At 39.8% G+C, this 15,268-nt stretch carries 8 protein-coding genes, 8 tRNA genes, 4 rRNA genes and 1 riboswitch; all 20 genes read right to left on the reverse strand.

Annotation, left to right across the window (positions count from 1 at the left end; translation table 11 throughout):
- Nucleotides 1-42: 42 nt before the first annotated feature.
- Nucleotides 43-459 (reverse strand): hypothetical protein, encoded by a 417-nt coding sequence (locus BP18_RS07325; RefSeq protein WP_231549448.1) that lies wholly within the window; start codon nt 457-459, stop codon nt 43-45.
- A gap of 149 nt (nt 460-608) precedes the next feature.
- On the reverse strand, nt 609-2,312 hold the full coding sequence (locus BP18_RS07330) for a Na+/H+ antiporter NhaC family protein (RefSeq protein WP_007721637.1): 1,704 nt from the start codon (nt 2,310-2,312) through the stop codon (nt 609-611).
- A 99-nt stretch (nt 2,313-2,411) separates the two neighbouring features.
- A riboswitch (Lysine riboswitch) is annotated at nt 2,412-2,591 on the reverse strand.
- A gap of 86 nt (nt 2,592-2,677) precedes the next feature.
- Nucleotides 2,678-3,364: a DUF554 domain-containing protein gene (locus tag BP18_RS07335; RefSeq protein WP_007721638.1), complete on the reverse strand. Its 687-nt coding sequence runs from the start codon at nt 3,362-3,364 to the stop codon at nt 2,678-2,680.
- A gap of 183 nt (nt 3,365-3,547) precedes the next feature.
- Nucleotides 3,548-4,906, reverse strand: coding sequence for a phosphoglucosamine mutase (glmM, locus tag BP18_RS07340; RefSeq protein ID WP_029277920.1), 1,359 nt, complete (start codon nt 4,904-4,906; stop codon nt 3,548-3,550).
- Between the two features lie 68 nt (nt 4,907-4,974).
- A complete protein-coding gene (locus BP18_RS07345; RefSeq protein WP_051669257.1) occupies nt 4,975-6,117 on the reverse strand; it encodes a CdaR family protein in 1,143 nt (380 codons plus the stop codon).
- Nucleotides 6,117-6,956 carry a diadenylate cyclase CdaA gene (cdaA, locus tag BP18_RS07350; RefSeq protein ID WP_007721643.1) on the reverse strand — a complete coding sequence of 280 codons (840 nt, stop codon included), beginning with the start codon at nt 6,954-6,956 and terminating at the stop codon, nt 6,117-6,119. Before cdaA ends, BP18_RS07345 begins: the two co-directional genes overlap by 1 nt.
- Before the next feature lie 209 nt (nt 6,957-7,165).
- Nucleotides 7,166-7,238: transfer RNA gene (locus BP18_RS07355), tRNA-Lys, on the reverse strand.
- A 15-nt stretch (nt 7,239-7,253) separates the two neighbouring features.
- Nucleotides 7,254-7,369, reverse strand: a 5S ribosomal RNA gene (gene rrf / locus BP18_RS07360).
- A 37-nt stretch (nt 7,370-7,406) separates the two neighbouring features.
- A tRNA-Gln gene (locus BP18_RS07365) sits at nt 7,407-7,478 on the reverse strand.
- Between the two features lie 4 nt (nt 7,479-7,482).
- Nucleotides 7,483-7,566, reverse strand: a tRNA-Tyr gene (locus BP18_RS07370).
- A 42-nt stretch (nt 7,567-7,608) separates the two neighbouring features.
- Nucleotides 7,609-7,681: transfer RNA gene (locus tag BP18_RS07375), tRNA-Thr, on the reverse strand.
- A gap of 23 nt (nt 7,682-7,704) precedes the next feature.
- A tRNA-Glu gene (locus BP18_RS07380) sits at nt 7,705-7,776 on the reverse strand.
- A 199-nt stretch (nt 7,777-7,975) separates the two neighbouring features.
- Nucleotides 7,976-8,254 (reverse strand): GNAT family N-acetyltransferase, encoded by a 279-nt coding sequence (locus tag BP18_RS07385; RefSeq protein WP_007721645.1) that lies wholly within the window; start codon nt 8,252-8,254, stop codon nt 7,976-7,978.
- 90 nt (nt 8,255-8,344) lie between these two features.
- Complete coding sequence (locus BP18_RS07390; protein ID WP_007721647.1) at nt 8,345-9,340, reverse strand: zinc-dependent alcohol dehydrogenase family protein; 996 nt, start codon at nt 9,338-9,340, stop codon at nt 8,345-8,347.
- Nucleotides 9,341-9,560: 220 nt separating this feature from the next.
- A tRNA-Thr gene (locus tag BP18_RS07395) sits at nt 9,561-9,633 on the reverse strand.
- 41 nt (nt 9,634-9,674) lie between these two features.
- Nucleotides 9,675-9,748, reverse strand: a tRNA-Asn gene (locus tag BP18_RS07400).
- Between the two features lie 12 nt (nt 9,749-9,760).
- Nucleotides 9,761-9,876, reverse strand: a 5S ribosomal RNA gene (gene rrf, locus BP18_RS07405).
- Between the two features lie 91 nt (nt 9,877-9,967).
- A 23S ribosomal RNA gene (locus tag BP18_RS07410) occupies nt 9,968-12,888 on the reverse strand.
- Between the two features lie 161 nt (nt 12,889-13,049).
- A tRNA-Ala gene (locus BP18_RS07415) sits at nt 13,050-13,122 on the reverse strand.
- A gap of 100 nt (nt 13,123-13,222) precedes the next feature.
- Nucleotides 13,223-14,785: ribosomal RNA gene (locus BP18_RS07420) — 16S ribosomal RNA — on the reverse strand.
- Together the 16S, 23S and 5S rRNA genes with 3 tRNA genes alongside form the textbook arrangement of a ribosomal RNA operon.
- Between the last annotated feature and the right edge of the window lie 483 nt (nt 14,786-15,268).

Here is a 15,268-nt window from a genome sequence, read left to right on the forward strand (position 1 = left end):
GATTCTATTTTTTATGGTTCTTTATTAAGTTGAACGTATTTTTCATTTAAAAGTATGAGGTCTTTGATTTCTTTTTGAAAACAATTGAGTTAATAATAATACAAGTGAAAGTAGCCCACTTATTTCAGTAAGAATTAAAGCGACTATACTGTTGTCTTGAAAGAAAAAGATGCTGCCTATCACTACACCAATAAATGCACCTAAATGATAATAGACTCTTTTCATTTGTTCTTTTATTAAAGAAACGAGTATGCCAATCAAAGGAAAGTTTGGTATCAATAAAAATATCCATGCAGTAAGCAATACGTTTACTATTTTCCCAATAGGACTGAGATCTAAAATAGCATCACTACCAAATGAGCCATATAAAAATAACGGGATTGTAAGAAAATTCCACGCAATCAACAAAACTACACTAACTGTTACTATGAAAGTTTTCTTTTGATTTGCTTTCATCATTGCTCCCTCATTTCTAATTTCACCTTTAGAAACACGTTAAAATAGAACTCTTACTTTCTTTTATACTTTATTATATCATTTCTTTTAGTAAAACCTTCTGGTGTAAATCTTCGTTTTATACTCTTATATTTTCATAAAATTTGTTTTACTCATTTCTTTTCTTCAACCGATTTACCAAAGAAGTAAACAACTAAAATAATAACAATCATTGATACTGGAAGTACAAGTCCTATCGGCAGGCCTAATCCAACTGGAAGAAAACCAAATAATACGGTAATCATTCCTACTACAATGGCATAAGGCAATTGTGTTCGAACATGTTCCATATGATTTACACCTGCGCCCATAGAAGAAAGAATGGTCGTATCAGAAATGGGTGAACAATGATCTCCAAAAATAGCTCCAGTTAAAACAGCTCCTGCTGAAATAACAATAAACTCTGGATCAGGTGACAAAGCTGCTGCTAACGGTATCGTCAATGGCATTAAAATCCCCATCGTTCCATAAGATGTGCCCGTTGCAAAGGAAATAATAGAACCTAGAATAAAAATAACAGAAGGCAATAAAAATGCAGGCATGGAATCAGATAATAATGAAACTAAGAATTGAGCTGTTCCTAAATCTGTAATAATTTCACTCAATGACCATGCCAATAACAAAATAGCTCCAGTAATAATAAGAGATTTCATTCCGTTTATCCAAGTTTCGACTGCTTGACCCCATGTAAAAGTTTTTTGTGCCACTCCCATAGCCATAGCAACTAGGCTGGCCAACAAAGCCGCTTGAAACAATACAATACTTGCATCTGATGCTCCAAATGCTTCCTGAATGGCCGTAAACGAATACGGACTCTCTTTTAACAAATCAATTAACATGCTATTTTCTCCAGCTAAAATAGCATGATAACCGTTGGCATAAAAACCGACAATAGCAACAACAATTAAGGTCCCAATAGGAACAATGGCATTCCAAATACTTAAGTGAACCCCTTCAGCTGGTTCCATTTCATCAATTTCATTTACAACACTTGGATTGATTTCATCTTTATTTTCTTGATCGTATTTTCTTGCTCTTCTTTCTGCTGTCAACATAGGACCAAATTCTTTTAAAAAAACGGCAGTACATAGTACAAATACAAGCATTAAAATATTATAAAAACGATAAGGAATTGTTTCAACAAAAATACTATAGGCATTTACCTCTTGGCCAATTGCTTCATATCCATCTTTGATTAATCCTACTTCATAACCAACCCAAGTAGAAATCAATGCAATTCCAGCAATTGGAGCAGCTGTAGCATCAACGATAAACGATAGTTTTTCGCGCGAAACTTTCTTTTCATCTGTTACCGGTCGCATAACTGGACCAACTATTAATGAATTTGCATAATCATCAAAGAAAAGTAGTACACCTAAAATCCACGTAATAACTTGAGCGCTAATAGGTCCTTTGGCTTTCTTAGATAATGCATTTGCAACAGCCTTTGCTCCTCCCATTTTTGTCATCAATGCAATTAAGCCTCCAATTGTTAGAACTTGCAAAATAATCCCTGCATTCCACGGATCAGCTAATGAGTTTAACGTGTAATCAACTATACTCAAAAATGATTGCATGAAGGCATAAAAAACAGAGCCGTCTGCTAAATGTAAGACAAAACCTCCTGCAAAAATACCAAAGAACAATGAAATAATAACATCTTTTGAAATAAACGCTAAAATTATAGATACAACCGGTGGCACTAAAGAAAACCAGCCGAAGTCTACGGTAGATCCAACAGAATCTCTGAACTCTCCATTAATTGAAAACAACATAAACGCAAGAATAAATAAACCAATAACCACTTTTTTCTTCATTCTAAACTCCCTTTCTATTTGTGCGCACAAAAAAACACCTTGAGTTCTATACAACTCAAGGTGCTAGAATAGTTCCATATGTAATGTCCCTTTAACCCTTTTGTTGATAGTCCTCCAAAAATTTCGTGACAAAATTTTTGACAGTGTTAAACATATTCTGCTTAACCCCAGCATAAAGTACTTGGCAATACTTTACACTTCGGCAATTTTCCCTTTCCAGTTATTAGCTTGTGCCTTCATAATAACTGTACTCTTAAAAATTGCGCCTCTATCTCTCTATTAAATTACGTTTTTAAATATACTATAATAGCAATACTTATGCAACTAAAACTACCCAAGCTATTTTAATTGATGATTCTTGTACTCTAATAAAACAATCCAAAAATAATTGGAATGAAAGCTGCAGGTGCATAATTCATTATTTTTAAATCTGTTATTTTAAGCATATTCAAAGCTAAACCGATTATTAAAAGAGACCCTACACAGGTCATTTCATTAATGACTGTATCTGTTAGTAGCGGAGCCAACATGCTTGCTAACAAAGCAATAGTCCCTTCATAAATGAGAACTAATCCTCCTGCTAGTAAAACGCCCACTCCTAAACTTGAAGCTAATACAAGAGCTGCTATGGCGTCAATCAATGATTTAGCTAGTAACGTTTCATGATTCCCCGTTAACCCACTTTGTAATGCTCCTACGATTGACATAGCCCCTACACAGACTAATAAACTAGCTGTTATAAATCCTTTAGAAATTGATACTGTATCTTCTTTGGGACGAAATTTAGTTTCCATTAACAGACCTAACTGATTTACTTTCTTATCTAAATCCAATCCTTCGCCAATGATAACACCAATGACCATTGAACCTATCGTAATGATAATATTTTCTCCAGCCATCGCACCACTAAAACCTATGTACAAAACGCAAAGAGCTAAACCATTCATAATCGCTTCACTTATCCGTTTGGATAGTCCTTTATTTAATAACAATCCAATACTACCACCGAGAACAACCGCTACCCCATTAATAAGTGCCCCAAATAATATCACTTTATATCCCCTTTCAACATTGCAACTAACTAAAAATAAGTATAGTTGCAATACGTCTTTTAAGCAACACTCATTTTTGTATTTACTACTTGATCTTAAATCTAACGACAACAAAAAAAGAGTTCTAAATCAATGATTTAGAACTCTTTTTTTTGTCGTAAAATAAGCGACTAGAAAAGATTTTTATTCAGCCAATCCAATTTCTTCTTTTACAACAGAAGCAATTCGATCAACATAAAGATTTACTTTTTCTTGGGAAGGAGCTTCTGCCATAACACGTAGTAATGGTTCTGTTCCACTAGGACGAACCAAAATACGTCCATCTCCGTTCATTTCACTTTCAACTTCATCAATGATCGCTTTTATAGCTGGAACATCCATTGCTCCATTTTTATCGCTGACACGAATATTCACTAATTTTTGCGGATATGTTTGAACTTCTGCAGCTAGTTCTGACAATTTTTTGCCTGTTTCTTTCATAACATTCAACAATTGAATTCCTGATAACATTCCGTCACCAGTCGTATTGTAATCCAAGAACACCATATGTCCTGACTGTTCTCCACCAAAGTTATACCCATTTTTACGCATTTCCTCTACTACATAACGGTCTCCCACTTTAGTTTGAAGAGCAATCATATTATTTGCTTCAATGGCTTTATGGAAACCTAAATTACTCATAACAGTAGAAACGATTGTATCTTTTTTCAGACGACCTTTTTCTTGCAGATACTTACCGCAAATGAACATGATTTTATCTCCGTCAATAATGTTCCCTAGCTCATCAACTGCTATAACTCGGTCTCCATCACCATCAAATGCTAAACCAGCGTCTGCTCCTTTTTCAACTACAAATTTAGCCAAATTTTCAGGATGTGTTGATCCAACACCATCATTAATATTCAGTCCATTTGGTGTAGCTGCCATTACGTCAAATTCTGTTTCTAAATCTGCAAATAAACGGTTAATAAGAGGACTTGTTGATCCATTAGCACCATCTAAGCAAACTTGTAAGCCAGCTAAATCATTGGGAATAGTTTGTTGTAAAAATTGTGTGTATTTCAATGCACCTTCAGGATATTCATCAACAGTACCTAGACCTTGTGCACTAGGACGAGGCAAATTATCATTATCTTCATCCAATAGTGCTTCAATTTCTAATTCAGTTTCATCAGATAATTTGAATCCATCAGATCCAAAAAATTTAATACCGTTATCAGGAGCAGGATTGTGAGAAGCTGATATCATTACACCTGCTGCAGCTCCTTGGACACGTGTTAAATAAGCAACTCCAGGAGTTGATATAATCCCTAGTTTCATTACTTCGATTCCGACTGATAAAAGACCAGCAATTAAGGCAGATTCTAACATCTCACCAGAAATACGAGTATCTCTTCCAACTAAAACACGTGGATGTTTCTCTCCTTCAGCATGTTGAGTCAAAACAAACCCACCATATCTTCCTAACTTAAAAGCCAATTCTGGAGTTAACTCAGAGTTAGCAACCCCTCTTACTCCATCTGTTCCAAAATATTTTCCCATTTTTACTTTACCCCTTTTCAAAGTTTGAGCCTTATTCAAAAATAATTTGCTCTATCTTATTCACTTACTTATTCACTGGATTCAATTACTGAATCATTTAATTGTTCTTTTGAAGAACTTGAAGAAGATTCACTTTCATTTTTTACAGACGCACTTGATGAACTAGACTCACTTGATGAACTAGATTCACTTGAACTTGAGTTTTTCTTACTTGTGTCAGTCGGACTTTGTTCATTTTCTATTGGATTTTTTTTAGTAACGGTAATGGTTACCTCAATTTCCTTTGGATCTACCAGTGTTACCCCTTCAATTAAAGGCAGCTCAATCGTTTGAGTGATTGTTTTAGTTATATCTGTCACATCAACATCAACTGGATAACTACTTAAGTTCTTTAACACTTCATTATTTGCTTGAACTGAAACGTCTGTATCCGTTTGATTATTAAGCCCTAGTTCATAAGTAAAACCATCATTGGCAGTACCCGTTTGATTTAAGACTAACGGTATTTCCTTAGATGTGGGATTAACAGGTATATTAACCGTTACCTCACTAGGATTAAGATCAACGTCTAATTGTTTACCATCAGCATCACTAACAAGAATAGGAAGTGTCTGAACAATATCTTTTGTAATACCCTCTTCTTCATTCACAACTACCTTAACCGCAGATACTTGGTCAATTGTAGAAGCAGTACCGGTTAGTTCTACTGTTTCGTAATTAATAGTTGGTGTACCTGCCTCATACCCACTAGCAATTAATGACTTATCAAATTCAACATCTACACTAAAAGTTTCTACCTTTTTTTCTTCAATTGTTATAGTTACCTCTTGTGGCGAAATCTTATATTTCAATTGAGGCGAAAGGCCTTCTGCAACTAATTCTATTGTATGAGTACCAACCCCTAAACTATCTAAATCAGTCGCTACAATATCAAAATTTTTAGTTGTTTTAGTATTTAATACAATACTGGAAGGTCCTGATATTTCAACAGATACTGTTTCTGGAAACCCCGTTACATAATAGTTATCTTGATCAATTTCAACAACTATTGGCACATCAAGTATCGTATCCGTTGTAGTCGCACTTAGTCCATCAACACTACTAGTAGTTTGCCCTCTATTATTACTGCTATTTACATACGCAAAGAGGAGAATAGCAAATACGAGTGCAACGACCTTCATAAACCATGGATTATTGTAAATCTTCTCCATTATTTAGAAGCCCCCTTTTTAAAACTATCCACTAGTTCTTGAAAAGAATTTTTCTTCGCTTCTTTTTCAACAACAATTAAGTTTTTTCTTAAGAATTTTTCAAAATCATCTTTAGATAATTCTCGTAATAATTCGCCTTTATATGAAATGCTCACTCCACCAGTTTCTTCAGAAACAATGATTGTTACAGCATCTGTTACTTCACTCAAACCAATTGCAGCTCGATGACGTGTTCCTAATTCTTTAGAAATCAACGTGCTCTCAGATAGTGGCAAATAACTAGCAGCCGATGCTATTTTATAGTCTCTAATAATGACAGCACCATCATGTAATGGCGTATTAGGAATAAAAATATTAATCAATAATTCACTAGATATATCTGCATCTAAAGCAATTCCTGTCCCAATAAACTCATCTAATTCTGTATCCATCTGGATAGAAATCAATGCGCCAATTCTTCTTTTCGCCATATACTGAACAGCTTTTGCCAATTGTTGAACCAAATTTTCTCCAGGATTGATTTTTCTTTTTGCTCGGTTGAATATGGATCCTCGACCAAGATGCTCTAAGCCTCTTCGCAGTTCTGGCTGGAAAATGATAATAATTGCAAGGACACTCCATTGAATTACTAAATCAACAATCCAATCCAATGTTTGCAACCCCAAGAAGAAACTGACGATTTTTATTAACATGATGACTGCAATTCCTTTTAATAATTGAACAGCTCTTGTACCACGCAAAATTTTAATAAGTTGATAAATAAAAAACGTAACCACTAATATATCTACTACGTTAAGAAAATTTCGCCACGTTATTAACTGTGACCAATCTATAGACATACGCGCACCTCCTATACTGTTTCTGATTGTCACCCATTGTGTATTATACCATAATATCTCATATGAATAACATTATTCCACCTAATTGATACCCTCTTATCATTATTAACTTGGATACCTATTTCGGTTTCTAACAGTTATTTTATGATAATCGTTTCATTTTAAATACAAAAAAAACTTGCAACAGTAACTGTTACAAGTTTTTATTATGAGTCATGCAGGATTCGAACCTGCGACCCTCTGATTAAAAGTCAGATGCTCTACCAACTGAGCTAATGACTCAACATAAATGAATCTGCGTGGCAACGTCCTACTCTCACAAAGGGAAACCCTTCACTACCATCGGCGCTAAGAAGCTTAACTTCTGTGTTCGGCATGGGAACAGGTGTGACCTTCTTGCCATCATCACCACACAACATTCATTTGGATTATACTTGCATATTCATGCAACTGGGCTAGCTGGATTCGAACCAACGCGTGAGGGAGTCAAAGTCCCTTGCCTTACCGCTTGGCTATAGCCCATTAATGGTGGAGGGGGGCAGATTCGAACTGCCGAACCCGAAGGAGCGGATTTACAGTCCGCCGCGTTTAGCCACTTCGCTACCCCTCCATAATAAAATTATCTTTGCTATCAAATGATCATCTAAATGAATGCCGGCTAAAGGAGTTGAACCCTCGACCCTCTGATTACGATTCAGATGCTCTACCAACTGAGCTAAGCCGGCAAAAAATTTAATAAGAAAGAAAATGACCCGTACGGGAATCGAACCCGTGATACCGCCGTGAAAGGGCGGTGTCTTAACCGCTTGACCAACGGGCCATACGTGTAAATATTATTCAAGCACAAGGAATATTATATAAATAATCCAGTACAATGTAAAGACTATTCTTACATTTATTTGCATTTTTAATCATTTTATAATCTTGAATAGTTTTATTTACCAAAAAAAGTGATTACGAATAATTCCTATCCATAATCACTTTAACAAAAAAGAACTCTTTATTCAATAGGACGATTACTATTCAGCTTCTATAGTTTTATATTTTTCAGGTTTTCTATTAAATAGTTCTTTTGCATAAGGACAAAGTGGAACAATTTTTTTGCCTTCACTTTCCATCTCTTCAACAACTCTATCTACTAGTTGCGCAGCAATACCTTGACCTCTTAAAGAAGGATCTACAAAAGTATGATCTAAAATTACTTTATCTTCACCTGAAGGAATATACGTTACTTCTGCAATTAATTTTCCGGACTCATCATTTTTGAAGAAACGATTTCCATTTTTTTCAAATTCCATACTAACACTTCCTTTTTAATTTACTTCATTAAGTTTAACACTTCTTGAATTAGATACCAAGAAAAGCCTTACAAAAAATGATTCGCTTTTTTATTTACTTACACGAAGAACTATCTTACCCATTTGTTCAGCTGCTTCCAATCGGTTAAAGGCTGCTTCATAATCCTCAAAATCAAATACTGTATCTATAATAGGCTTAATAGAATACCCTTCAATAAATTTGAGCATGTCCATATATTCTTCTCTACTCCCCATTGTCGTTCCTAGCAAAGTGTATTGGCCATAAAAAAACTCGCGCAAATTTAATTCAACAATATCACCAGTTGAAGATCCGAATAAAACCATTTTCCCACCTTTTTTTAATTGTTTCAACGATTGGTTAAAGGTTGCTGCTCCCACTGACTCTATTACACTATCCATTTTTTCATCATTAAGTTCTGGTGCCCAATCTTTTGTACTATTTATTCCTTTATCTGCTCCTAATTTTAGCGCCTTTTTCAATTTTTCATCAGACCGTGACGTTACATAAACTGTCGCACCAACTGCCTTAGCAAACTGAAGCAGGTATGTGGCTACTCCTCCGCCTATCCCTGGGATTAAAATGGTTTGCTGATTAGATACCTCACCTTTTGTGAAAAGTGCTCTATACGCTGTTAAAGCACTTAATGAAAGAACTCCTGATTCTTCCCATGTTAAATAACTAGGCTTCAGTGCTACAAAATTCTCATGAATAATAAACTCTTCTGAAAATGTTCCTTGTAGTGGATTTCCTAATATCTGGAAATTCTCTGGTGGGGCCTCAGTCTTATTTAACCAGCCTATACCAGGATTTACAATCACTTCATCACCTACATCAAACAAGGTTACTTCTGATCCTACTTCACTTATAATACCTGCACAATCCGATCCAACGATTAGAGGTCTACTCATCTTATTACGTCCATTAACAGTGGCCAAATCTCGATGATTTAATCCAATCGTTTTCACTTTGATCCTTACTTCTTTCTTACCTATTTCTTTAGTTTCGACTTTTTTTAGTTTCAGTCCTTTTATACCTGGAGTTTTTTCATGGATTAGAGCCTTCACATCAATCTTCCTCTCTTTGACTTTTTTCTATTCTGTTAAGTATATCAGTACTCTCCATTAGACTCAAAGAGCGCGATTTCCTACACTTTATTATCAAAAAAAGAATTGATCATAAAAGAATTAATAATGATTATTAATCTAACCTGAGATATTCCAGAAAAATTTATTTAGAAAACAAAAAAAAGACCTTAGAATTTCAAGGTCTCTTTCTATTTCTGTAAGCCACTTGCCGGATTTGAACCGGCGACCTCTTCCTTACCATGGAAGCGCTCTACCAACTGAGCTAAAGCGGCATTACTCAATTATACTATTAATTATTTGCAAAAAAAAAAGACTCCGCAAGTAGGACTCGAACCTACGACATCATGATTAACAGTCATGCGCTACTACCAACTGAGCTATTGCGGAATAATTGAATCTGCGTGGCAACGTCCTACTCTCACAAAGGGAAACCCTTCACTACCATCGGCGCTAAGAAGCTTAACTTCTGTGTTCGGCATGGGAACAGGTGTGACCTTCTTGCCATCATCACCACACAATTTCAATCAAGAGAACGTTGTTCTCTCAAAACTGGATAAGTTAAAAATCATTTTTCGTTCTGAAACCATCTTACACCGTTTAAAAAATTTGGTTAAGTCCTCGACCGATTAGTATTGGTCCGCTCCATCTATCGCTAGACTTCCACTTCCAACCTATCTACCTGATCATCTCTCAGGGGTCTTACTCACTTACGTGATGGGAAATCTCATCTTGAGGGGGGCTTCACGCTTAGATGCTTTCAGCGTTTATCCCGTCCACACATAGCTACCCAGCAATGCCCTTGGCAGAACAACTGGTACACCAGAGGTGTGTCCATCCCGGTCCTCTCGTACTAAGGACAGCTCCTCTCAAATTTCCTACGCCCGCGACGGATAGGGACCGAACTGTCTCACGACGTTCTGAACCCAGCTCGCGTACCGCTTTAATGGGCGAACAGCCCAACCCTTGGGACCGACTACAGCCCCAGGATGCGATGAGCCGACATCGAGGTGCCAAACCTCCCCGTCGATGTGGACTCTTGGGGGAGATAAGCCTGTTATCCCCAGGGTAGCTTTTATCCGTTGAGCGATGGCCCTTCCATGCGGAACCACCGGATCACTAAGCCCGACTTTCGTCCCTGCTCGACTTGTAGGTCTCGCAGTCAAGCTCCCTTATGCCTTTACACTCTGCGAATGATTTCCAACCATTCTGAGGGAACCTTTGGGCGCCTCCGTTACACTTTAGGAGGCGACCGCCCCAGTCAAACTGCCCGTCAGACACTGTCTCCCAGCCCGATAAGGGCTGTGGGTTAGAGTGGTCATACAGCAAGGGTAGTATCCCACCAACGCCTCCACCAAGACTGGCGTCCTGGCTTCATTGGCTCCTACCTATCCTGTACAAGCTGTACAAACACTCAATATCAAACTGCAGTAAAGCTCCATGGGGTCTTTCCGTCCTGTCGCGGGTAACCTGCATCTTCACAGGTACTATAATTTCACCGAGTCTCTCGTTGAGACAGTGCCCAGATCGTTACGCCTTTCGTGCGGGTCGGAACTTACCCGACAAGGAATTTCGCTACCTTAGGACCGTTATAGTTACGGCCGCCGTTTACTGGGGCTTCAATTCTGAGCTTCGCCCGAGAGCTAACCCATCCTCTTAACCTTCCAGCACCGGGCAGGCGTCAGCCCCTATACGTCATCTTACGATTTTGCAGAGACCTGTGTTTTTGATAAACAGTCGCCTGGGCCTATTCACTGCGGCTGACCAATTGGTCAGCACCCCTTCTCCCGAAGTTACGGGGTCATTTTGCCGAGTTCCTTAACGAGAGTTCTCTCGCACACCTTAGGATTCTCTCCTCGACTACCTGTGTCGGTTTGCGGTACGGGCAGTTTGTTTCTAACTAGAAGCTTTTCTTGACAGTGTGACATCGGGAACTTCGGTACTTAATTTCCCTCCCCATCACAACTTGTTCTTAAAGAAGCAAGCATTTGACTCACTTCAAAACTTGTTGCTTGGACGCGCATATCCAACAGCGCGTATTCCTTAGCCTACTGTGTCCCTCCATTGTTCAAACAAAACAAACTGGTACAGGAATCTCAACCTGTTGTCCATCGTCTACGCCATTCGGCCTCGACTTAGGTCCCGACTAACCCTGGGAGGACGAGCCTTCCCCAGGAAACCTTAGTCATTCGGTGGACGGGATTCTCACCCGTCTTTCGCTACTCATACCGGCATTCTCACTTCTAAGCGCTCCACTAGTCCTCACGATCTAGCTTCAACGCCCTTAGAACGCTCTCCTACCATAGAACCAATGGTTCTATCCACAGCTTCGGTGTTATGTTTAGCCCCGGTAAATTTTCGGCGCAGGGTCACTCGACTAGTGAGCTATTACGCACTCTTTAAATGATGGCTGCTTCTGAGCCAACATCCTAGTTGTCTAAGCAACTCCACATCCTTTTCCACTTAACATAAACTTTGGGACCTTAGCTGGTGGTCTGGGCTGTTTCCCTTTCGACTACGGATCTTATCACTCGCAGTCTGACTCCCGGATATAAATCAATGGCATTCGGAGTTTATCTGAATTCGGTAACCCGAGAAGGGCCCCTAGTCCAAACAGTTGCTCTACCTCCATGATTCTAATTCCGAGGCTAGCCCTAAAGCTATTTCGGAGAGAACCAGCTATCTCCAAGTTCGATTGGAATTTCTCCGCTACCCACACCTCATCCCCGCATTTTTCAACATACGTGGGTTCGGTCCTCCAGTGCGTATTACCGCACCTTCAACCTGGACATGGGTAGATCACTTGGTTTCGGGTCTACGACCACATACTCATTCGCCCTATTCAGACTCGCTTTCGCTGCGGCTCCGTCTCATCAACTTAACCTCGCATGGGATCGTAACTCGCCGGTTCATTCTACAAAAGGCACGCTATCACCCATTAACGGGCTTTAACTATTTGTAGGCACACGGTTTCAGGGGCTATTTCACTCCTCTTCCGAGGTTCTTTTCACCTTTCCCTCACGGTACTGGTTCACTATCGGTCACTAGGGAGTATTTAGCCTTGGGAGATGGTCCTCCCGGATTCCGACGGAATTTCTCGTGTTCCGCCGTACTCAGGATACTGATCAGAGTGAATTTGGTTTCGGATACATGGCTTTTACCTTCTTCGGCAGACCTTTCCAGGTCGCTTCTCCTACCAAAATCATTTATGACTCTATGTGTTCAGTCCTACAACCCCAGAAAGCAAGCTTTCTGGTTTGGGCTATTCCCGTTTCGCTCGCCGCTACTCAGGGAATCGATTTTTCTTTCTCTTCCTGCAGGTACTTAGATGTTTCAGTTCTCTGCGTCTACCTCTACTGACCTATGTATTCAGTCAGCAGTAACATCCTATAAAAGATGCTGGGTTCCCCCATTCGGAAATCTTTGGATCAAAGCTCACTTACAGCTCCCCAAAGCATATCGGCGTTAGTCCCGTCCTTCATCGGCTCCTAGTGCCAAGGCATTCACCGTGCGCCCTTATTAACTTAACCTATGGTTAATCGTTAATTTTCAATACTCATCTTTCGATGAGAACCTTAAAAACTTACTTTTAAAAATTTTCGGTGTGTTTCTGGTTTCTTACTTGAATTACAATTTTTAACTTTATCCAGTTTTCAAAGAACAACTTAAATTTTCGCAACTAAAGTTGCAATGGAGCCTAGCGGGATCGAACCGCTGACCTCCTGCGTGCAAGGCAGGCGCTCTCCCAGCTGAGCTAAGGCCCCAAGAGCATTTATTTTATTATTATTATAGAAGAAAGATCATTGACCTCTCAAAACTAAACAAAGTAAGTACGAATGTGTGGGTTTCCGTTAGTTTCCTTAGAAAGGAGGTGATCCAGCCGCACCTTCCGATACGGCTACCTTGTTACGACTTCACCCCAATTATCTGTCCCACCTTAGGCGGCTGGCTCCCAAAAGGGTTACCTCACCGACTTCGGGTGTTACAAACTCTCGTGGTGTGACGGGCGGTGTGTACAAGACCCGGGAACGTATTCACCGCGGCGTGCTGATCCGCGATTACTAGCGATTCCGGCTTCATGCAGGCGAGTTGCAGCCTGCAATCCGAACTGAGAATGGCTTTAAGAGATTAGCTTGGCCTCGCGACCTTGCGACTCGTTGTACCATCCATTGTAGCACGTGTGTAGCCCAGGTCATAAGGGGCATGATGATTTGACGTCATCCCCACCTTCCTCCGGTTTATCACCGGCAGTCTCACTAGAGTGCCCAACTGAATGCTGGCAACTAATAATAGGGGTTGCGCTCGTTGCGGGACTTAACCCAACATCTCACGACACGAGCTGACGACAACCATGCACCACCTGTCACTTTGTCCCCGAAGGGAAAGTCCTATCTCTAGGATTGTCAAAGGATGTCAAGACCTGGTAAGGTTCTTCGCGTTGCTTCGAATTAAACCACATGCTCCACCGCTTGTGCGGGTCCCCGTCAATTCCTTTGAGTTTCAACCTTGCGGTCGTACTCCCCAGGCGGAGTGCTTAATGCGTTAGCTGCAGCACTGAAGGGCGGAAACCCTCCAACACTTAGCACTCATCGTTTACGGCGTGGACTACCAGGGTATCTAATCCTGTTTGCTCCCCACGCTTTCGAGCCTCAGCGTCAGTTACAGACCAGAGAGTCGCCTTCGCCACTGGTGTTCCTCCACATATCTACGCATTTCACCGCTACACGTGGAATTCCACTCTCCTCTTCTGCACTCAAGTTCTCCAGTTTCCAATGACCCTCCCCGGTTGAGCCGGGGGCTTTCACATCAGACTTAAAGAACCGCCTGCGCTCGCTTTACGCCCAATAAATCCGGACAACGCTTGCCACCTACGTATTACCGCGGCTGCTGGCACGTAGTTAGCCGTGGCTTTCTGGTTAGATACCGTCAGGGGATGAGCAGTTACTCTCATCCTTGTTCTTCTCTAACAACAGAGTTTTACGATCCGAAAACCTTCTTCACTCACGCGGCATTGCTCCGTCAGACTTTCGTCCATTGCGGAAGATTCCCTACTGCTGCCTCCCGTAGGAAGTCTGGGCCGTGTCTCAGTCCCAGTGTGGCCGATCACCCTCTCAGGTCGGCTACGTATCATCGCCTTGGTGAGCCATTACCTCACCAACTAGCTAATACGCCGCGGGTCCATCCATAAGCGGTAGCCGAAGCCACCTTTCTTCCATTCGTCAGGAGACGATTAGAAATATGCGGTATTAGCATCCGTTTCCGAATGTTATCCCCCTCTTATGGGCAGGTTACCCACGTGTTACTCACCCGTCCGCCACTCCTTAACTTCGATGGGTGCAAGCACCCGGTGAAATTAAAGCGTTCGACTTGCATGTATTAGGCATGCCGCCAGCGTTCGTCCTGAGCCAGGATCAAACTCTCATATAAAATGATGCTTGAAGCTCATTATTGAATTGCTAGCGAATAATTATTCACTATTTTGTTACTGTTGACTCAGCACTGCTGAGTCACCCTCACATTTGGTTCGTCTTACTTTGTTTAGTTTTCAAAGGTCAATCTGTTCATCTGACAACTACTGAAGTATATCACCTTCAAAATAAGTTGTCAACAGTTTTTAAATAATTATTTGTTGTAATGTATAATTATTCATGTAACCGCTACAATGTATTTCTGATGACTTCAGTATAATAACATTTCTTTATTACACTTGTCAACATTTTTTCGAATTTCTTTTTTATCATTGCTACATTCTGTAACAACGTGTTCTAATATACCAAGAATTTTCTTTTTCGTCAATACTAAATACTTGCTTTTTTAAAATATACAGGCATTTCAATTAAAAAGCAGCTATTAAACTATTTTTTTATTGAAATGCCCTCTTTTTTTATACTTTATCCTCTATCATATACG

This window comes from Carnobacterium jeotgali MS3 (genome assembly GCF_000745125.1).
GTDB lineage: Bacteria > Bacillota > Bacilli > Lactobacillales > Carnobacteriaceae > Carnobacterium_B > Carnobacterium_B jeotgali.

What these genes read in the sequence shown, in the direction of transcription:
- BP18_RS07325 (WP_231549448.1), bottom strand. Translation starts at nt 459, where the DNA reads ATGATGAAAGCAAATCAAAAGAAAACTTTCATAGTAACAGTTAGTGTA.
- BP18_RS07330 (WP_007721637.1), bottom strand. Translation starts at nt 2,312, where the DNA reads ATGAAGAAAAAAGTGGTTATTGGTTTATTTATTCTTGCGTTTATGTTG.
- glmM (WP_029277920.1), bottom strand. Translation starts at nt 4,906, where the DNA reads ATGGGAAAATATTTTGGAACAGATGGAGTAAGAGGGGTTGCTAACTCT.
- BP18_RS07345 (WP_051669257.1), bottom strand. Translation starts at nt 6,117, where the DNA reads ATGGAGAAGATTTACAATAATCCATGGTTTATGAAGGTCGTTGCACTC.
- cdaA (WP_007721643.1), bottom strand. Translation starts at nt 6,956, where the DNA reads ATGTCTATAGATTGGTCACAGTTAATAACGTGGCGAAATTTTCTTAAC.
- BP18_RS07385 (WP_007721645.1), bottom strand. Translation starts at nt 8,254, where the DNA reads ATGGAATTTGAAAAAAATGGAAATCGTTTCTTCAAAAATGATGAGTCC.